Here is a 19,725-nt window from a genome sequence, read left to right as displayed (position 1 = left end):
GATAGAAGTATGGGTACTATTTATATTTCTATTGATGGATAGCTTGATAGGTTGTTGGGTTTGCTTTGTCTAAAATCGGCAACTGCTGGTCTGCGATCACAGTCAATTGATGCATGGCGCGGGTCGCCATCGTATAGAAAATCAATTGGTCTTGCGGTGCATCGAAAGTCACATTTGGTGTCCACACAATCACTTGATCGAATTCCAGACCCTTTGCCAGGAAAGCAGGGAAGATCATGACGTTGCGCTTCATGAAGTCTTCTTCGGAGATAATCAACTGGACGTTGTCTTGGCTGCTAGGGGCCAATTGCTGATACAATTTCTGGCAATCCGCTGCTGTTTTACAGATGATCGCTGTTCGCCACTGTTGATTGTTGACAGCGTCACTGATTTTGTCCTCAATTAAAGTATAAGATGCAGCAGTAGAGTCAGCTGTGACCACAGTTGGCAAGTCTCCCCCGCGGGCAGTCAGTTCAACTTGGTCATCGCCAGTCAGAAATTGGTTCGCGAAATCAGTGATTTCTTTGGTTGAACGGTAACTGGTTTTTAATTGATACCTTTTGACACTATCTTGAGGGAAGAGGTCATCCAGGGAGCCGACGATCGATTCATTGTCATACACTTTTTGATTTAAATCGCCGCAAAGTGTGATACCGGCTTTTGGATACAATTGTCGCAACATGGCTACCTGTGCTGGAGGGAAATCCTGCATTTCATCAATAAAGATAAAACGCGCCTTTTCTTCCACATGGATTGGATAAAGCTGTTTGATCAACAAGAAAAATAAAACAGCGTCTTCTTGTTTTAATCGGCGCTGACGCAAGTCTTGTTTGATGGCAAGCATTGATTCCTGCCAGGTTTCTGCTGATATATCCGTATGTTTCTGAACTGTTGCCAAAACTGATTGTAAAAAATGGAGATATTGTTTCGGCTGGTTGATAAATTGAAACTGTTTGACGCCGCGGGTCAATGAACGGAATTTTTTGCGGACGATCTGCTGTCGTAGTTTCTTACGCATCCGCCGCTCATTTTCTTCTGAATACTCTTGATGTGGATCATTGGCAAAGGCTTGTTGCAGTTGTTCTTCAACTTCTTCTTTGACCCAATCTTTCTTGGCTTCATCTTTTTCTAACCCAGCGACTTTCTTCAGAAGCTTTGTTTGCAGCAGCTGGCTTCTTTGATAGATAGGCAGCTCATCGTTGGTATCTTGGTACCACTGTCTGATTTGTTCTTTAGTGATATAAGTTTGTCCTTGGATTTTTAAGTCTCTAAACATTGGACCGATCGGCGCGATCGCCTGTACATATTGCTGGATTTTTTTGACGAGCGTCAAGCTGCTTTTTAATTTTTCGATCGCATCATCATCACCACTCAAAAAATTGGCTTCTTGCTGGGTTTCTTTGGTCACTTCAAATCCTCTTAATATCAATTGCAGGAAATGATGGAAGGTGCGGGTAGGCACTTCGCTTTCACCTAATGAAGGTAGGACCATAGAAATATAATCTGAGAATAAATGGTTTGGTGAAAACAAGAGCACTTGTTTCTCATCCAGCCATTTGCGGTTGCGATAAAGCAGGTAAGCAACACGTTGCAGCAGCGCAGACGTTTTGCCACTTCCGGCAATCCCTTCAATCAGCAAGAAGCGGTGATTTGTATCGCGAATGATCTGATTTTGGGCTTTTTGGATCGTGGAAACAATGTTGCGCATCTGTGAAGAAGACGCATCATCTAAGATTTCTAGTAGAAATTCATCGTTGATGATCTCTGAGGTATCAACCATCGACTGTAATTGGCCGTTTTGGATCTTGAATTGACGTTTCAAAAGTAAATCGACTGTAAAGCGGTCAGTATCTGTTTCATAAAATGTTTCACCCAATTCGCCTTCATAATACAGATTGGCGATCGGTGCCCGCCAGTCGATGACAATTGTTTCTTCATCTTTATCTCGTAATGAGGCGATACCTAGATACAGGGTTTCCGTTTCTGTTTCTTCTTGGAAATCGATCCGAGCGAAATAAGGGTTGTTGGCCATCGTACTTAAGGTTTTGACCCGTTTTTCTTGTGATTCTGCTGTCTGATATTTGATCAGCAGTTCTTGTTCATGTTGCTGATATTCAATGACAGACTCATAGAAGGCTTCACTATCGCCACCTCGAATTTTTTTATCAGCGATTTCTTTTAATTGATCTTCCATCTTATTCGCAAGTTCTTGTTTTTGCTGTGAAAGGATCGTTTGTTCTTTATGGATCAATGCAATGGTTTCATCGATATGTTGTTGTTCTTTTTGACGTTCGTTCACTAGGGATCCTCCTTAAAAAAATTGCGACATAAAATTATAGCATATAAAAGGAGCTGTTGTCGTTAAAAAATAAAAAGTGTGCTAAACTTTTAAGAAAGCAATAGCTTTCCTTACCCATGCCAGAGTATTGGCCTGAATGGTTCAAAGAATATCACGGATTCACCAGATAACAACCCACGTAAAGGAGTCAAAAAAATGACAGACATATCTATGGAAAATCACCACACCTTTCAAGCGAAGGTGACTGATTTTTGGCAGAGGTTTTTGCAGAATCATCCTGGTTTACCATCTGACTTAATGTATGAAGAACCTTGGGCTTTTGGAAATTCTTCGGAAATGGCAGAAGAATTGGCACAGCTCGTCTTGATTGGTAAGAAAACTGCCACCACCTCAGCTGCCGCATTGTACACGATCGAGAATGAACCGTTACCTAAAGCTGATACATACAGTATTTTATTGAATGGCCAACAAGAACCTTGCGCGGTCATTTATACGGAAACAGTCACGATCATTTCTTTCGATGAAGTCACAGCAGCGTTTGCTTACAAAGAAGGCGAAGGGGACCGTTCTTTAGCATACTGGCGCGAAGTGCATGAAGCTTTCTTTCGTCAAGCATATCAAGCAGCAGGATTAGCATTTGATCATCAGATTCCTTGTGTATGCGAAACCTTTCGCTGCTTATATCAGGCGTAAAGACGAGAGGTTCTTGTAAAAGGGAAGAAAAAAGGTGTATACTGATGAAAATCAAAGGAGGTCGTTACCATGCCATTTATTCATGTCGAATTAGTAGAGGGCCGCTCAGAAGCGCAATTAAGTGCCATGATGAAAGATATTACTGAAGCTGTTCATAAAAATACTGGCGCGCCAAAAGAACATATCCATGTGATTGTCAACGAAATGAAAAAAGGTACTTATGCAGTGAACGGTGATTGGAAATAAGTGCTTGCATTTTTTTGCTATGAGTGGTTTAATTAAGCCATAATTGATTGATAAAAAAGACAGCTGATCTTGAGAGTCTTCGATAAGAGAGGGAAATGCTTGCTGAAAGTTTCCTAGAAGAAAACCAAAGGATGACCACTTTTTTTGACCTTTGTTGAAACAAAGGCGGTCGTACCGTTAACACGTCCAAGGAAAACAAATCGTTTTCAAACATTAGGTGGAACCACGAGTGATCGTCCTAGTATCTTCATAGATACTAGGACTTTTTTTATTCAATCAAAACTATAAAGGAGGACATGTTCATGTCAATATCAATTACATTTCCAGATGGTGCGGTCAAAGAATTTCCAGTGAACGTAACCACTAAGGAAATTGCTGAAAGTATTTCAAAAAGTCTAGCTAAAAAGGCGTTGGCTGGCAAAGTCAATGGGCAATTGATCGATTTAAATCGACCAATCGACGCAAATGCCTCAATCGAAATCGTTACACCGGATCATGAAGATGCATTGCAGTTATTGCGTCACTCAAGTGCACATTTGATGGCACAAGCCATGCGCCGCCTCTATCCATCGATCCATTTCGGTGTAGGTCCAGCGATTGACAGTGGTTTTTATTACGATACGGATAATGGAGAAAATCCAGTGACTGCGGAAGATTTACCAGCGATCGAAGCTGAAATGATGAAAATCATCAAGGAAAATCTGCCAATCGAGCGCCGCGTGTTAACAAAAGCAGAAGCCCTAGAGGTATTTGCAGAAGATCCTTATAAAGTCGAATTGATCAGTGATCTGCCAGAGGACGAAACAATCACAGCGTATCAACAAGGAGAGTTTGTTGATCTATGCCGTGGCCCCCATGTCCCTTCGACTGGACGGATCCAAGTCTACAAATTATTGTCAGTAGCAGGAGCCTATTGGCGCGGCAATTCGGACAATCAAATGATGCAGCGGATTTATGGTACAGCCTTTTTTGACAAAAAAGATTTGAAAGAATTCATCCGGTTGCGTGAAGAAGCCAAAGAACGGGACCATCGCAAATTAGGTAAAGAGCTTGATTTGTTTATGTTATCACCTGAAGTCGGCGCAGGTTTGCCATTCTGGTTGCCAAAAGGCGCAACCATCAGACGGACGATCGAACGATATATTGTCGACAAAGAAGTCAGCTTAGGTTATCAACACGTCTATACACCGATCATGGCCAATGTTGATCTCTACAAAACATCTGGACACTGGGATCACTATCATGAAGACATGTTCCCGCCAATGGATATGGGTGATGGCGAAATGCTTGTGTTGCGTCCTATGAACTGTCCGCATCATATGATGGTCTATAAAAATGATATCCATTCATATCGCGAATTGCCAATTCGTATCGCTGAATTAGGCATGATGCATCGTTATGAAAAATCTGGCGCATTATCTGGTTTGCAACGGGTACGGGAAATGACCTTGAATGATGGCCATACGTTTGTTAGACCGGACCAAATCAAAGAAGAATTCAAACGAACATTGGACTTGATGGTCGAAGTGTATAAAGATTTCAACGTCACAGACTACCGTTTCCGTTTAAGCTATCGCGATCCTGAAAACAAAGAAAAATACTTTGATGACGATGCAATGTGGGAAAATGCCCAAGTGATGTTAAAAGAAGCCATGGATGAATTGAGATTGGATTATTTCGAAGCAGATGGTGAAGCAGCATTTTATGGTCCAAAACTAGATGTGCAAGTCAAAACAGCTTTAGGTATGGAAGAAACGCTTTCGACGATCCAATTAGACTTCTTGCTGCCAGAACGCTTTGATTTGACTTATGTGGGGGAAGATGGCGAAAATAACCGTCGTCCAGTCGTGATCCATCGTGGGATCGTTTCAACAATGGAACGCTTTGTTGCCTATCTAACAGAAGTTTACAAAGGCGCATTCCCTACTTGGTTGGCGCCGATCCAAGCATCGATCATTCCAGTGTCAGTGGAGGCCCATAGCGATTATGCTTATGAAATCAAAGAACGTTTGCAAGCACAAGGCCTGCGGGTAGAAGTCGATGACCGCAATGAAAAAATGGGATACAAGATCCGGGCGTCGCAAACACAAAAAATTCCGTATCAAATCGTTGTTGGTGATCAGGAAGTCAATGATGCGACTGTCAACATCCGTCGCTACGGAAGCAAGGAAACCCATGTTGAAGAGTTGAATCTCTTTGTAGACGCAATGGCTGCGGAAGTGAAGAATTATAGCCGGGTTTAATTGGATGAATCATTGTCCGCTAAATAAAGTGAAAGACAGAAATCATCATGGTTTCTGTCTTTTTTTCATCAATGTTTTTAATAAATGCAGCTAAATCATCGTCTAACGCTTTCTTCTTCATCCAAATCAGGTATAATTAATGAAAGAATTGAAAAGTTGTTTAGGAGGCGTTTGATTTGGGTGGAAATTATGTAAGGCAACAACGTTCTATTTTAATGGTCATTTTACTAACGATCGTGACCTGTGGTATTTACTATTTTTATTGGTTTTATCAAACTACAAAGGAATTGACAGAATACAGTGAGGATTATCGACTCTCTCCAGGACTCTCCATCGTCCTAACGATCGTGACCTGCGGCTTCTATCAGATCTATTGGTGGTATCGTATCGCAGATATCTTTATCAGTGCGCAGCAAAAAGCGAAATACCCTCGTCTCAATGACAATAAGATCTTGTTCGTGGTCTTGACTTTGTTTGGCTTGGATATCATCAATATGGCGATCCTGCAATCAGATATGAATCAGCTTTGGGAAAAAGCGGATCAAACCATTCCGAACCAAGCTGCAGACTTCGATGATTGGACAGACTATTGATTTGTCCATTTAAAGCAGTGACTGGTTTGCCTTGCCCTGGTTGTGGGATGACTAGGGCATTTTTACATCTTGCAGATGGAGATATAGCAGGGGCCTTTCACTTTCATCCATTATTTTGGCTCGTTCCGATTTTAATCGTGGTCATGATTTTCAAACACAAACCGCTGATTGCAAAGATCTATCGCAATCAAAGATTCTGGTTAGGTACAATGATTTTGGTTGTTACAGTTTATATCGCTCGTCTGGTTCTCTATTTTCCTCATCAAGCCCCGTTGGATCTCGATGCCGATGCCGTGATTCCACGATTGATTTCAAGTTTGTTTTGAGCCAAGAAATGGGGATCGATCAGTTGCTTGAATTGGGATGAAATCTTTAAGAAATCCTATTTTATTTTCAGAAAAACCGCGATAAATGCGCCAATAGTTGAAATTAACTGGATTTTGTGTTATATTAACAATGTAATGATACTTAGAGTGAGTGAGCGGTTTTTTCGCTCACTCTTTTTAATGGAATGAAGTTCGTTTCGATGAGAACTAAAGGAGGCGATGTTGTGTGAGTGCAGTAGTGGAAACCGTCACTGAAATCGTGACACCAATTCTGGATGCACAAAATTTTGAGTTAGTTGAAGTGGAGTTTGTCAAGGAAGGCAAAAGCTGGTTTTTGCGGGTATTTATTGATAAAGAAGGTGGCATTGATATTGAAGAATGTGCCTTTGTCAGTGAACATTTGAGTGAACAGCTTGATCAAATCGATCCCGATCCAATTCCACAAGCTTATTTTTTGGAAGTTTCTTCCCCTGGGGCAGAACGTCCGCTTAAGAAAGAAGCCGATTATCAACGTGCTGTCGGAGAATATATCCATATTTCTTTATATCAGCCTGTCGATGGAGAAAAACAATTTGACGGATTTTTGCAATCTCTTGACGAAAATCAACTGGTCATCAAGACACGTGTCAAAACCAGAGAAAAAGAACGGACGATCGAACGGAAAAACATTGCCAAAGCTCGTTTAGCCATTCAATTTTAATCACGGAGGAATGAAAGAATCATGAGTAAAGAAATGTTGAATGCATTGGATGCATTAGAAGCAGAGAAAGGCATTTCAAAAGAGATCGTTATTGATGCATTAGAAGCAGCATTGGTATCCGCTTATAAACGCCATTACGGTCAAGCACAAAATGTTGAAGTAGAATTTGACCAAAAAAAAGGCAATATCCATGTGTATGCGGTCAAAGAAGTAACTGAAGAAGTGATGGACTCGCAATTGGAAGTGTCGTTAAAAGAAGCGATGACGATCAATCCAGCATATGAGATCGGGGACAAAATCCGTTTTGAAGTCACACCAAAAGATTTCGGCCGGATCGCTGCCCAAACAGCGAAACAAGTGATCTTGCAACGTGTGAGAGAAGCTGAACGCAACATTATTTATAATGAGTTCAGTGCCTATGAAAAAGATATTTTACAAGGAATCGTTGAACGACAAGACAATCGCTATATCTATGTAAATTTAGGTAAGATCGAAGCTGTGTTATCAAAACAAGACCAAATGCCAAATGAATTTTATCAAGCACATGATCGGATCAAAGTATTTGTTTCTCGTGTTGAAAATACCTCTAAAGGGCCTCAAGTCTTCGTTAGCCGCAGTCATCCAGATTTATTGCGCCGCTTATTTGAGCAAGAAGTACCTGAAGTATATGATGGTACAGTTGAGATCGTCAGCATTGCTAGAGAAGCCGGCGATCGTGCAAAAGTCGCTGTTCGTTCATTTGATGCCAATGTTGATCCTGTGGGCACTTGTGTTGGACCTAAAGGTCAACGGGTCCAAGCGATTGTCAATGAGTTAAAAGGTGAAAATATGGACATTGTCGAATGGAATGAAGATCCAGCAATTTTCATCGCAAATGCCTTGAACCCTGCAGAAGTGAGCGATGTGATTTTTGATGTAGAAAATCCACGCGCATGTACAGTCGTTGTTCCAGATTACCAACTATCATTAGCTATTGGTAAACGTGGCCAAAATGCACGATTGGCTGCCAAATTGACTAGCCATAAAATCGATATCAAGTCTGAATCAGATATGGAAGAATTTTATGCGAAATTAGATGAAGGTGATTATATCGATGAATATAACCCTGAAGAAGGCAACAATGAAGCTGTCGACGAAACGCTTGCAGCAGAAGAAGCAGTCGATGAAGCCATTGTTGCATCTGATATGACAGCAGATGATTACGAAAACATCGATTTTGACGAAAAATAGGTGAGGTGACATCGTCATGAAAAAACGAAAAGTTCCGTTGCGCAAATCAGTGGTTTCCGGTGAAATGCTGCCAAAGAAGGAAATGTTGCGGATCACTCGTTCCAAAGAAGGTGTTGTTTCTATGGATCCAACAGGTAAAATGCCTGGTCGCGGCGCATATATCGCGATTGATCCAGCAGAAGCACAAAAAGCTTGGGACAAGAAAATCCTCGATCGCGTGTTAGAAGCTAAATTGACGGATGAATTTTATCAAGAACTGCTAGAATACGTAACCCATCAAAAAGCGCGAAAAGAGTTATTTGCAAATGAATAAAACGAAAGCATTAAATATGTTAGGACTAGCCATGCGGGCTGGGAAAATGGTCACGGGTGAAGAAATGACGTTGAAAGAGATTCGCAATGAAAAAGCGGCTTTGGTCATTCTTGCCAGTGATGCTGGTAAAAATACACAAAAAAAAATCAAGGACAAAAGTTCTTATTACGAAATTCCGCTCCTAGATGTATTTTCTACTGATGAAATCAGTGCTGCCATTGGGAAACCAAGAATGGTGATAGGCATCTTAGATCAAGGATTTGCAAGGAAGGTGCAGGAATTAATATTAGGTTAGGAAGGTGATTGCATGGGGAAAAAAAGAATTTACGAACTTGCAAAAGAATGGAATAAATCGAGTAAAGAGATTGTCGAAAAAGCACAATCTTTAGGCTTTGATGTGAAAAATCATATGGGCGCCATCTCAGATGGAGAGGCAAAAACGTTGCAGCAGTCATTGGGCAGCAAACCAAATGATCAATCATCAGTAAAATCAACTCCCGCAAATCAGAAACCAGCCAACCAGCCAGAAAAACAAGAACAAAAGAAGTTTAAAACGCAAAGAAATAATCCTAACTTCCAAAACCGTCACAACAATCAAAATCAACAACGTTCCACTGCAAGCAATCAACGTCCTTCTGGTCAAGGACAAGTGGAGCGCAGCAACAATGCAGAAAATCAACAACGGCCAAATAACCAAGGAAGTCAAAGTCGAGTGAATAACCAAAATAATAGAAACACCCAAGGACAACAAAATCGTCCAACAAACCAAGGACAACAAAACCGTCCAGCAAGCCAAGGACAACAAAACCGTCCAGCAAGCCAAGGACAACAAAACCGTCCAGCGAACCAAGGACAACAAAACCGTCCAGCAAACCAAGGACAACAAAACCGTCCAGCGAACCAAGGACAACAAAATCGTCCAGCAAACCAAGGACAACAAAACCGTCCAGCAAACCAAGGACAACAAAACCGTCCGGCAAACCAAGGACAACAAAATCGTCCAGCAAACCAAGGACAACAAAACCGTCCAGCAAGCAATAATCAAGGGGCTGCTCGTTCAAACACCAATGGTCCTTCAACCAGCGACAACCAAAATCGCGGGGGCAACCAAAACAACCGTGGCAAATCAAATTACGGTGGACGAAACAATAATTTTAACAATAACAATAACCGCAATAAATTCAATAAAAAAGGCAAAAAAGGCCGTCAAAACCAAACACCAAAACCACCAGTTCCAGCACGTAAATTCCGTGAGTTGCCAGAAGTATTAGAATATACAGAAGGCATGAACGTTGCGGATATTGCGAAAAAAATCTACCGTGAACCAGCTGAAATCATCAAGAAACTCTTTATGATGGGGGTAATGGTCAATCAAAACCAACCACTTGATAAAGATACGATCGAATTGTTGGCAACTGATTATGGGATTGATCCTCAAGAAAAAGTTCAAATCGATATTGCTGATATTGATAAATTCTTTGAACCTGAAGAACAAACAGCTGAGAATCTTGTTTCTCGTCCGCCAGTTGTTACGATCATGGGTCACGTTGACCACGGGAAAACAACATTGCTTGATACCTTACGTCATTCTCGTGTAACAAGTGGCGAAGCCGGCGGGATCACACAGCATATTGGTGCTTACCAGATCGATATCAATGGCAAACCAATCACTTTCTTGGATACACCAGGACATGCGGCCTTCACTAGCATGCGTGCGCGTGGTGCAAGTATCACTGATATCACGATTTTGGTCGTTGCAGCAGATGATGGTGTCATGCCTCAGACTGTTGAAGCGATCAACCATGCAAAAGCAGCGAAAGTGCCAATTATTGTTGCTGTGAACAAAATCGACAAACCTGGTGCCAATCCGCAACATGTCATGCAAGAATTAAGTGAACACGAATTGATTCCTGAGGCATGGGGCGGCGATACGATTTTTGTAGAGATCTCTGCCAAGTTCGGTCAAAATATCGAAGAATTATTAGAAATGATCTTATTGGTTGCGGAAGTGGAAGATCTAAAAGCTGATCCTACACAACGTGCGATCGGTACTGTAATCGAAGCACGCCTAGACAAAGGAAAAGGACCAGTTGCGACTTTGTTGGTGCAACAAGGAACATTACACGTTGGTGATCCAATCGTTGTCGGCAATACCTTTGGTCGAGTGCGGGTCATGACCAATGACTTAGGTCGCCGTGATAAAACAGCTGGACCGGCAACACCAGTTGAAATCACTGGTTTAAATGATGTGCCGCAAGCAGGCGATCGCTTTGTTACTTTTGAAGACGAAAAAACAGCTCGTGCTGCTGGTGAAGAACGTGCCAAACGTGCATTGATGGAGCAACGTTCATCAAACAGCCGTGTGACATTGGATAACTTGTTTGAAAGCCTTAAAGAAGGCGAATTGAAAGAAGTCAATGTCATCATCAAGGCAGATGTACAAGGTTCGGCTGAAGCATTGGCTGCTTCACTGAAGAAAATCGATGTTGAAGGTGTTCGTGTGAATATCGTCCATTCAGCGGTTGGTGCGATCAATGAAAGTGATGTCACTTTAGCTGCAGCAAGTAATGCGATCATCATTGGTTTCAATGTGCGTCCTACGCCGCAAGCCAAACAACAAGCCGATGCCGAAGTTGTGGATATTCGTTTGCACAGAATCATCTATAAAGCAATCGAAGAAATCGAAACAGCGATGAAAGGGATGCTTGATCCAGAATTTGAAGAAAAAATCACTGGTCAAATGGTTGTTCGTGAAACCTATAAAGTCTCTAAAGTCGGCACGATTGCTGGTTGTTATGTCACTGAAGGTAGTGTCAAGAGAGATAGCGGTGTTCGCTTGATTCGTGACGGTATTGTGATTTTCGAAGGCAAATTGGCTAGTCTGAAACGCTTTAAAGATGATGTCAAAGAAGTGAAATTAGGTTTCGAATGTGGCGCGATGATCGAGAATTTCAACGATGTCAAAGTTGATGATGTCATCGAAGGCTATGTGATGGAAGAAGTTCCAGTCAAATAAAAAATGCATAAAACGTAAGGAGGCAATTTTGAATGGCTAACTATCGTGATCGAAGAGTTGCACAAGAAATATTAAAAGAAGTCAATCAGATTCTTCGTAAAAGTGTCCGTGATCCACGGGTCCAAGATGTAACGATCACTGATGTACGGGTAACAGGTGACTTGCAGCAAGCAACGATCTATTACAGTACGTTGACAGATCTAGCATCAGATAAGCAAAAAGCCCAAGCCGGTCTTGAAAAAGCGACTGGATTGGTTCGTCGAGAGCTAGGACAGGCTTTGTCCCTCTATAAAGTCCCTGAAATTCAATTTGAATTGGATCAATCCGTTCAATATGGAAGCAAAATCGATGAAATGATTCGTAAATTGCATACGGAAGAGTAATATAAAAACGGCTATACCGAAAAGGTATAGCCGTTTTTATTTGGCTTGCTTAGGTCATAAAGAGCAAAGTGACCAAACCTGCGATAGCTGTGCCTAAAAACCAGCCGCCTAGCACATCAGTCAGAAAATGGATTCCTAAGTAGACGCGGCTAAAGCCAATCAGAAAAGCAATCAAACAAGCAAAGATTGCCATAGGAAGCACTGCTTGGGGCATTAGGCTGCCGATCGTCATCGCAATCGTCCCGTACATAGCAGCAGCAGTGGCTGCATGTGCACTAGGAAAACTATGGTCTTTTTCTTCTACTAAGCGATGGTTGATGGGTCGATCTCGTCGAACGAGTCGTTTGATGAGATACGCCAGACCAGAAACCACAAAGATACTGGTCGCTGTTTGCGGCGCGATCGATTCCCTTGTATCAGGGAAAGCAAACAATAATAAACCAATAGTGATCGTGGGTGCTGCTTTTCCCAGATTGGTAAAGAATAACATCATTCGTGTTAAAGCAGGTGTCCGATTCTTGATCAGTGATGATGCGAATGCTTCTTCTTTTTGTTGAAGAATACCTAATTGGATCAATATCAAGAATATAACAAAGCCTAAAGTCGAAACGAGCGTCAAAAACACCATGCAAAAACCTCCCTATGTCTATATTTTAGCATGAGAGTTGATGCAGCGGAAAGGATTTTGATGTGGGTCTGGTTTTTTTTCTATGGTATAATAATCAAGTTGAAACGAATCGGAGGGATTCTATGGATGGTATTTTACCGTTATGGAAAGAGCGTGGACAAACCAGTCATGACTGCGTTTTTAAACTAAGAAAAATTTTACAAACAAAGAAAGTCGGACATAGTGGGACGCTTGATCCAGATGTTGATGGTGTATTGCCGATTTGCATTGGTAAAGGAACGAAAGTTGTTGAATATCTCGTGGATTCCGGCAAACGCTATACAGGAGAGATCACACTAGGTTTCAGCACGACGACCGAAGATGCGTCTGGAGAAATGGTGGCGGCCAAAAAAATCATGACACCTTTTACAATAGAAGAAATCGATCGCGCGATGGCCGAGATGACAGGAACGATTACCCAAATTCCACCAATGTATTCTGCTGTCAAAGTCAATGGCAAGCGGTTATATGAATATGCTAGAAACAATGAGACTGTTGAACGGCCAAAACGCCAAGCGGTGATCGCCGAATTTAAACGAATCTCAGAACCTGTCTATGATGCAGAGCAAAAGACACAATCGTGGCGATTCGATGTATCTTGCGGTAAAGGCACGTATGTGCGGACATTGGCTGTCGATACTGGGCGGCTTCTGGAGATGCCAGCGCATATGTCGGATTTGACACGATTGGCAAGTGGCGGATTTACCAAAGAACAAGCAGTAACGATCGATCAAGTAAAGGAAGCTATAGCCAATGACTCGATCGCCGAGTTGTTGCTGCCAATTGAATATGGTGTGGCCGATTTTGAACAAGTGACGATCAATGAAGACTTGTGGCTGAAAGTCCGCAATGGTATGCGGCTGCCTTATCAAGATTTCGGGCTGACTGCTCGCCCCAATCAGCTGATTGCTATTTTTTATCAAAAACAATTGGTGAGTATTTACAAAGCGCATGATAAGTATCATGATATGGTAAAACCAGCAAAAGTGATACGGACAGAAATAGGAGAATAAGAATGGAAATAATTGAAATTAGACACCCATACGACCAAAATATGATTCCTGAAGATAACGTCGTCCTGGTATTAGGCTTTTTTGATGGCGTGCATTTGGGGCATCAGAAGGTGATTGAAACTGGGCGTAAACTGGCTGAAGAAAAAGGTTATCAGTTGGCGCTCATGACTTTTAATCAGCATCCATCGATTGTCTTTCAAAAAGTAGATCCAGATGCGATGCAATATTTGACCAGTTTACAGCAAAAAGAAAGTCATATGGCCGCATTAGGGATCGATTACTTGTATGAAGTCGAGTTCACTTCTGCCTTTGCCAATTTAGCCCCGCAAGATTTTGTTGATCAGTACATGGTTGGCTTGCATGCGAAAGTGGTTGTGGCTGGATTTGATTATACCTATGGCAAAAAAGCGACGGCCAATATGACTGTATTGCCAACATACGCACAAGGCCGATTCGAGGTGGTCACAGTAGCGCAAAAATCGATCGATCAGGAGAAAGTCAGTTCAACACGTATCCGTGCGGCTTTGCAAAATGGCGAAATGGCTGAAGCGAACCGTCTGCTCGGCTATGTCTATGCATTCGAAGGCATCGTTGTCCATGGTGATGCCAGAGGCCGTGAATTGGGTTTTCCGACGGCCAATATCAAAGTCAAAAGTACGGTCCGTTTACCCAAAGAAGGCGTGTATGTCACTGAGCTGAAAGTTGGTGATCGCTGGTATCCTTCTATGGGATCGATTGGCCATAATGATACTTTCGGGCAAGGCAGACAGCTGACAGTAGAAATCTACATTTTAGATTTTCATCAAGACATTTACGGTGAGACAGTGGACATCCGGTGGCATCATTTTCTGAGGGATCAAGTTGCATTCAACGGCGCAAAGGCGCTGATCGAGCAATTAAAGCAAGACGAGCGGGATACCCAAGCTTATTTCGCTTGATTCTATCTAGCTAAAAGGGATAAATGAAGTGCGTCACGAGAAGAGGAGATGCTTGGCATCTCTTTTTTGCGTGTTGTTTGACAGTCGGATAAATATTTATCCTAATCCAGAAAAACGAACTCTTTCGTAAATTCTAATGATTTCCCAATGAGTCATCTTCTGATTTTAGTTATACTAAATTTAGCGAATTTGTGATAGTTTATGCAAGTTCATGTATAACGAAAGGGAGATTTATGTGGGGAAAGTGTTTAAAAAAGGCAACAGAAAAGATGTAACAAAGATGAAAACACCGCATACGTATGTGATTATTTTTGGTGTGGTCATATTGGCTTGGTTATTGACATTCTTGATACCAGCTGGAAAATTTAGTACACAAGAAATTGAATATACGGATGCGAATGGCGAGATCAGTACGAGAACCGTCTTAGTACAAGACTCATTTCGTTATGCGTATCCCTTAGAAAAAGCGTTCGTTTTTGAACAGCTAACAGCTTTGGAAGAAGATACAGCGAAAACAACTGCTTTATCCGTTGATCCAGAAGCTTTGGAAACGCTGCTTGCCAATGGTGCAGATGCATTGGATCAGACCCAGCTAGATGACATTGGGTTGACCGATGATGTATTGTACGATTTGTATGGCGATCAAATCTATGACACGTCAGAAAAATTACACAAAACAGCGAAGGTCTGGGGCACAGATGACTTCGGTGGGTTTGGCTTTTTGAATTTTGTGTTTGAAGGATTGGTCTCTGGTGATAAGTATGGCTCTGCAGTTGGGATTGCTGCATTGATCTTGGTGGTTGGTGGTGCATTTGGGATCATCATGCAGACTGGAGCGATCGATGCAGGGATCTTTGCCTTCATCAGTAAAACCCGCGGGTTGGAACGCTTCGCCTTGCCGTTGCTGTTTTTTGCCTTTTCTTTTGGCGGGGCTACCTTTGGTATGGCCGAAGAAGTGATTCCATTTTCAATGGTGATGGTGCCATTTGTGATTGCCTTGGGCTATGATTCGATCGTTGCAGTCACTGTTACCTATGTCGCTTCCCAGATTGGTAATGCGACATCCTGGATGAGTCCTTTCAGTGTCGCTGTCGCACAAGGGATCGCTGGGATTCCTGTACTTTCAGGGGCCACTTTTAGAATTATTATGTGGGTCGTGATTACAGCGCTATCCGCTGCTTATTTGATGGTTTATGCTGAAAAAATCCGTAAACAGCCAGAAAAGTCATTGACCTACCAATCTGATGCTTATTTTCGAGATCATTTGGAACAAACGTCAAATGAACAAAAGCCATTTTTATTGGGACATAAGCTGATTTTAGTTGAAATGTTGGCCGTGTTGATTTGGATCGTTTGGGGCGTGACGCAAAAGGGATATTACATCCCAGAGATTGCTTCACAATTCTTTGTTATGGGTCTTGGGGCAGGCTTGATTGCGGTCATCTTCAAATTGGAAAATATGGGCTTGAACGATGTTGCCAGTTCTTTCCAATCAGGGGCAGCTGATTTGGCAGGTACCGCGATCGTCGTGGGTATGGCCAAAGGGATTTTGCTCGTCCTGGGTGGTTCAGATGCCAATATGCCTTCAGCTTTGAATACGATTCTTCATAGCATTGGTGGTTTGCTGAATCATGTACCGGCAGTGATCGGTGCTTGGTTTATGTATATCTTCCAAAGTTTATTCAATCTGGTGGTCACATCGAATTCTGGCCAAGCGGCTTTGACCATGCCGATCATGGCACCTTTAGCAGATCTGTTAGGCGTTTCGCGTCAGATCGCTGTCCTAGCCTATCAGTTGGGTTCTGGGTTCATGGATGACTTCACACCCGTTTCAGCTAGTTTGATTGGTGTGCTTGGTGTGGCAAGGATCGATTGGGCAAAATGGGCCAAATTCCAAATCAAGATGAAAGGATTTCTATTCGTATTAGGTACGATTTTCATTGTGATCGCTGTGGCAATCGGGTTGCAATAAATTTGAGATAAGGAGTTGAAAAAAATGAAATTGATCAAACAAATCGATGTCTTCACGCCAGATCATATCGGCATCAAAGATATATTGATCAGCGATGACAAAATCGTTGCGATCGAAGATGAGATTCGTTTCGATGTGACAGGCGTTACAGTAGATGTGATCGATGGGAAAGGCATGTTGGCCACGCCAGGATTTATTGATTGTCATTTTCATATTTTAGGCGGCGGTGGGGAAGGCGGCTATCAAAACCGGACCCCTGAAGTCAAACTAAGTCAGTTGACCAGCGCAGGTGTGACAACTGTTGTCGGTTGTCTGGGCACTGATGGTGTAGGTCGGGATATGACTGCTTTGATCAGTAAAGCAAAAGGGCTGAAGGCGGAAGGAATTTCTGCATATGTGTATGATGGTTCATACAGACTGCCGCTAGACCCAGTGACGGATTCGTTGATCAAAGATTTCCTTACGATCGAAGAGATTATCGGTATCGGTGAAATTGCCATTTCCGATCATCGTTCTTCACAACCGACCTTTGATGAATTTACGCGAGCAGCAGCCGATGCCCGTGTTGGTGGTATGCTTTCTGGAAAAGCAGGGATTATCAATGTCCATCTTGGCGGTGGTAAAAAGAAATACGATTTGATTTTACGAACGGTTTCCGAAACAGAAATTCCAATCAGTCAATTTTTGCCAACCCATGCCAATCGGACAAGTGAGCTGTTCGAAGCAAGTATCGCTTTTGCCAAAATGGGCGGCACTATCGACTTCACTGCGAGTGAAGACCCTGATTTCTGGGAAAAAGAAGACGATGAAGTACGTTTCAGCAAGGGGTTGAAACGTCTATTAGATGAAGGCATCGGACTGGATCAATTTACTATGACTTCTGATGGACAAGGAAGCTTGCCTTACTTTGATGAAAACAACCAATTTATTGGACTAGGTGTCGGCAGTTCCAAAGCGTTGATGGTTGGTATTAAAGAAGCGGTTGAAAAAGAACAGATTCCCCTTGAAATTGCTTTGCGAGCGATCACCTGCAATCCAGCAAAAATCTTACAGCTTGGACATAAAGGTCGGTTGGAAAAAGGGATGGACGCGGATCTGTGTTTGCTGCATAAGGAAGATTTACGAATTGATACGGTGATCGCCAATGGGCAGATCATGGTTGAAGAGGAAGTTATCAAAGTTTGGGGTACCTTCGAACAATGAATATAAACAAGAACCGCAGGAAAGAGCAGATGGCTGCTTTTTCCTGCGGTGCTGTTTTGTTAAGCGTCGATTTGTTCCAATCGTGTCATGTCTTCATCTGAAATCTCAAAGTCAACTTTGGCATTATCGATGATATAAGCTTCATGGACAGATTTAGGTAAAGGTAAGATGCCTTTTTGCAACAAATAACGAATCGATACTTGTGGAATCGATGCATCGTATCTGTCCGCAATTTGTTGGATTTCTTCATTATCCAAAAGGCGGCCAGTGGCAATTGGCGAATAGCCTTCCACCAAAATGTCGTTTTCTTTACAGAACATCAACAAGTCTTCGTTTGTACGGCCGATGTGATAAATATATTGGTTGACCATTGGCTTGACATCACAATGATCGAAGATATTCTGCAAATCTTTTTCGTCAAAGTTCGACACACCGATCGATTTTACTTTTCCGCTGAGATACGCTTCTTCAAGTGCTTTCCACACATCGATATTTTCCAAAAAGAAATCCTTTTGATCAGGGTTATCACGCATGATCGCCCAAGGACGTGGGGCATGGATCAAAATCAAGTCGATATAACCAAGATCCAATTTAGAGAGGGAGGCATCGATACTGTCCACCGCTTCTTGATAACTTTTCAATTCTGCTGGTACTTTCGTTGTGACGAAAATTTCTTCACGGGGCAATCCAGAATCACGGACCGCTTTTCCGACCGCTTCTTCGTTTTTATATGCAGCAGCTGTATCGACGTGACGATAGCCGTTTTCTAAAGCGATTTTAACTGCTTTGTAGGCATCTTCTGGTGAAGACTGCCATGTACCTAGTCCAATTTTTGGAATATTTAATTGGTTTTGCAATGTGAATGTGTCTTGTAAAATCACTATATCTACCTGCTTTCATTCAAAATGTTTGGTTCACCATTTATTATAAAACGTTTTCTTTCACAAAACAATCTTAACGATTCCTTGATGAAGATTGACACCTCTAAAGAGATTTGGTAAATTGACAAGCATAAGAAGGTTTAAGGAGGCGGATCATGGATACTGCACAACAGGATTTTACTTATTACCACCGTTCGTTGATCCAGATGTATCAAGTGTATTACCGGCGGCGCCTGTACGGGATCGCGACTGCTATACTGATCATTATCGGTTATTCATTATTGTTTCGCGAAGGGCTGATCATCAATGGCTTATTGCTGATCTTACTCCTAGCCATTGCGGGTTGGTTGTATAAAAGATTCGGCGAAGCAGAGGAAGTGATCGCAGCTCATTTAAGCCAAAATTCACCACCAAAAGTCCATCAATTGACAGAATTTGAAGATGTCTATGGATTTGATCCAGGAGATGGCAGCGTGTTGTATATCAAAAAACGCAGCAATCGGAATTTTCCTTCACAGGACAAAAGCCTGACATTGATGGCGGGCTATCAGAAAGGGTATTTTTTGAAGCAGCCATTTATGATTCTTTATTATGATATGTTGGAAACAGTACTGGATGAGGCATATCGCCTAAAAAGAAATCGACAAAATGGCTATCAGCGCTGGTCGGGTTTTTTCAGCTTTCGTCGGATCAAATCCTCGATTGGCAATGGCTTTCGTCTCGTGTTTGGGAATCTTATCTTGCTCTTTATCGCCTATCGATTGGTTCGTTATTTGATCCAAATGATTCTATATTTCTTTTGATAGAATATTTTCACAATTTTCACTTATCTATGAAAAAAGTGATAGGAAAAAGTTTGTCAGAAAGAGTATACTTAACTTAAGAAAGACGATGTCTGTCTTTTCAATCATTGCGTCTTGCGCTTGTTAAGTAAGCCGTCAGCAATTGCATCATTGATTTGTGGCGCTAACAATTTGGGGGAAGTGTTAGTTCTTGCTTTCATCACGGA

The 19,725-nt window shown here is 42.1% G+C and carries 19 protein-coding genes; 16 read left to right on the top strand and 3 right to left on the bottom strand.

The features are described 5' to 3' along the window. Nucleotides 1-28: 28 nt before the first annotated feature. Nucleotides 29-2,299, bottom strand: a complete 2,271-nt coding sequence (gene helD / locus ACYVRS_RS04910) for an RNA polymerase recycling motor HelD (RefSeq protein ID WP_461202741.1) — start codon at nucleotides 2,297-2,299, stop codon at nucleotides 29-31. Nucleotides 2,300-2,494: 195 nt separating this feature from the next. Here helD and ACYVRS_RS04905 point away from each other — a divergent pair, with 195 nt between their 5' ends. The 11 genes from ACYVRS_RS04905 (at nucleotide 2,495) to rbfA (ending at nucleotide 12,042) form a co-directional block, all read left to right on the top strand. Next, the gene (locus tag ACYVRS_RS04905; RefSeq protein ID WP_313537498.1) at nucleotides 2,495-2,992 is read left to right on the top strand and encodes an ASCH domain-containing protein; all 498 of its coding nucleotides are present in this window, start codon (nucleotides 2,495-2,497) and stop codon (nucleotides 2,990-2,992) included. 69 nt (nucleotides 2,993-3,061) lie between these two features. Further along, nucleotides 3,062-3,238: a 2-hydroxymuconate tautomerase gene (thmT, locus tag ACYVRS_RS04900; protein WP_312498202.1), complete on the top strand. Its 177-nt coding sequence runs from the start codon at nucleotides 3,062-3,064 to the stop codon at nucleotides 3,236-3,238. Nucleotides 3,239-3,540: 302 nt separating this feature from the next. Further along, nucleotides 3,541-5,481 (top strand): threonine--tRNA ligase, encoded by a 1,941-nt coding sequence (gene thrS, locus ACYVRS_RS04895; protein ID WP_461202739.1) that lies wholly within the window; start codon nucleotides 3,541-3,543, stop codon nucleotides 5,479-5,481. Between the two features lie 215 nt (nucleotides 5,482-5,696). After that, complete coding sequence (locus ACYVRS_RS04890) at nucleotides 5,697-6,074, top strand: DUF4234 domain-containing protein (protein WP_054116418.1); 378 nt, start codon at nucleotides 5,697-5,699, stop codon at nucleotides 6,072-6,074. Continuing rightward, nucleotides 6,059-6,400, top strand: coding sequence for a DUF2752 domain-containing protein (locus ACYVRS_RS04885; protein ID WP_054116316.1), 342 nt, complete (start codon nucleotides 6,059-6,061; stop codon nucleotides 6,398-6,400). The genes ACYVRS_RS04890 and ACYVRS_RS04885 overlap by 16 nt, the downstream gene beginning before the upstream one ends. Nucleotides 6,401-6,626: 226 nt before the next feature. Next, on the top strand, nucleotides 6,627-7,100 hold the full coding sequence (rimP, locus tag ACYVRS_RS04880) for a ribosome maturation factor RimP (RefSeq protein WP_461202737.1): 474 nt from the start codon (nucleotides 6,627-6,629) through the stop codon (nucleotides 7,098-7,100). A gap of 21 nt (nucleotides 7,101-7,121) precedes the next feature. Then, on the top strand, nucleotides 7,122-8,330 hold the full coding sequence (nusA, locus tag ACYVRS_RS04875; protein ID WP_054116314.1) for a transcription termination factor NusA: 1,209 nt from the start codon (nucleotides 7,122-7,124) through the stop codon (nucleotides 8,328-8,330). 16 nt (nucleotides 8,331-8,346) lie between these two features. Further along, entirely contained in the window at nucleotides 8,347-8,643 is a 297-nt protein-coding gene (gene rnpM / locus ACYVRS_RS04870) for an RNase P modulator RnpM (protein WP_054116313.1), read from the top strand. Next, entirely contained in the window at nucleotides 8,636-8,938 is a 303-nt protein-coding gene (locus tag ACYVRS_RS04865; protein WP_054116312.1) for a YlxQ-related RNA-binding protein, read from the top strand. Before rnpM ends, ACYVRS_RS04865 begins: the two co-directional genes overlap by 8 nt. A 12-nt stretch (nucleotides 8,939-8,950) precedes the next feature. Further along, nucleotides 8,951-11,659 (top strand): translation initiation factor IF-2, encoded by a 2,709-nt coding sequence (gene infB / locus ACYVRS_RS04860; RefSeq protein ID WP_461202735.1) that lies wholly within the window; start codon nucleotides 8,951-8,953, stop codon nucleotides 11,657-11,659. Nucleotides 11,660-11,691: 32 nt separating this feature from the next. After that, nucleotides 11,692-12,042 (top strand): 30S ribosome-binding factor RbfA, encoded by a 351-nt coding sequence (rbfA, locus tag ACYVRS_RS04855; RefSeq protein ID WP_054116310.1) that lies wholly within the window; start codon nucleotides 11,692-11,694, stop codon nucleotides 12,040-12,042. Nucleotides 12,043-12,091: 49 nt separating this feature from the next. On the opposite strand, the gene ACYVRS_RS04850 is transcribed toward rbfA, so the two are convergent. After that, nucleotides 12,092-12,670, bottom strand: coding sequence for a phosphatase PAP2 family protein (locus ACYVRS_RS04850; protein ID WP_312540787.1), 579 nt, complete (start codon nucleotides 12,668-12,670; stop codon nucleotides 12,092-12,094). Between the two features lie 122 nt (nucleotides 12,671-12,792). Between ACYVRS_RS04850 and truB the strand changes: the two genes are divergently transcribed. The 4 genes from truB (at nucleotide 12,793) to iadA (ending at nucleotide 17,835) form a co-directional block, all read left to right on the top strand. Further along, nucleotides 12,793-13,722: a tRNA pseudouridine(55) synthase TruB gene (gene truB, locus ACYVRS_RS04845; protein ID WP_313537487.1), complete on the top strand. Its 930-nt coding sequence runs from the start codon at nucleotides 12,793-12,795 to the stop codon at nucleotides 13,720-13,722. A gap of 2 nt (nucleotides 13,723-13,724) precedes the next feature. After that, on the top strand, nucleotides 13,725-14,660 hold the full coding sequence (gene ribF, locus ACYVRS_RS04840; RefSeq protein WP_461202732.1) for a riboflavin biosynthesis protein RibF: 936 nt from the start codon (nucleotides 13,725-13,727) through the stop codon (nucleotides 14,658-14,660). 211 nt (nucleotides 14,661-14,871) lie between these two features. Continuing rightward, nucleotides 14,872-16,632: a putative basic amino acid antiporter YfcC gene (gene yfcC, locus ACYVRS_RS04835; protein ID WP_461202730.1), complete on the top strand. Its 1,761-nt coding sequence runs from the start codon at nucleotides 14,872-14,874 to the stop codon at nucleotides 16,630-16,632. 24 nt (nucleotides 16,633-16,656) lie between these two features. Further along, nucleotides 16,657-17,835, top strand: coding sequence for a beta-aspartyl-peptidase (gene iadA, locus ACYVRS_RS04830; protein ID WP_312499257.1), 1,179 nt, complete (start codon nucleotides 16,657-16,659; stop codon nucleotides 17,833-17,835). Between the two features lie 59 nt (nucleotides 17,836-17,894). On the opposite strand, the gene ACYVRS_RS04825 is transcribed toward iadA, so the two are convergent. Then, nucleotides 17,895-18,716 carry an aldo/keto reductase gene (locus ACYVRS_RS04825; RefSeq protein ID WP_461202728.1) on the bottom strand — a complete coding sequence of 274 codons (822 nt, stop codon included), beginning with the start codon at nucleotides 18,714-18,716 and terminating at the stop codon, nucleotides 17,895-17,897. A gap of 155 nt (nucleotides 18,717-18,871) precedes the next feature. On the opposite strand from ACYVRS_RS04825, the gene ACYVRS_RS04820 reads away from it, so the two are divergent. Then, nucleotides 18,872-19,519 carry a hypothetical protein gene (locus tag ACYVRS_RS04820; protein WP_461197586.1) on the top strand — a complete coding sequence of 216 codons (648 nt, stop codon included), beginning with the start codon at nucleotides 18,872-18,874 and terminating at the stop codon, nucleotides 19,517-19,519. Nucleotides 19,520-19,725 lie beyond the last annotated feature (206 nt).

It is taken from the genome of Enterococcus salsurae (assembly GCF_054784955.1).
This window is presented reverse-complemented; position numbering and strand designations above follow the sequence as displayed.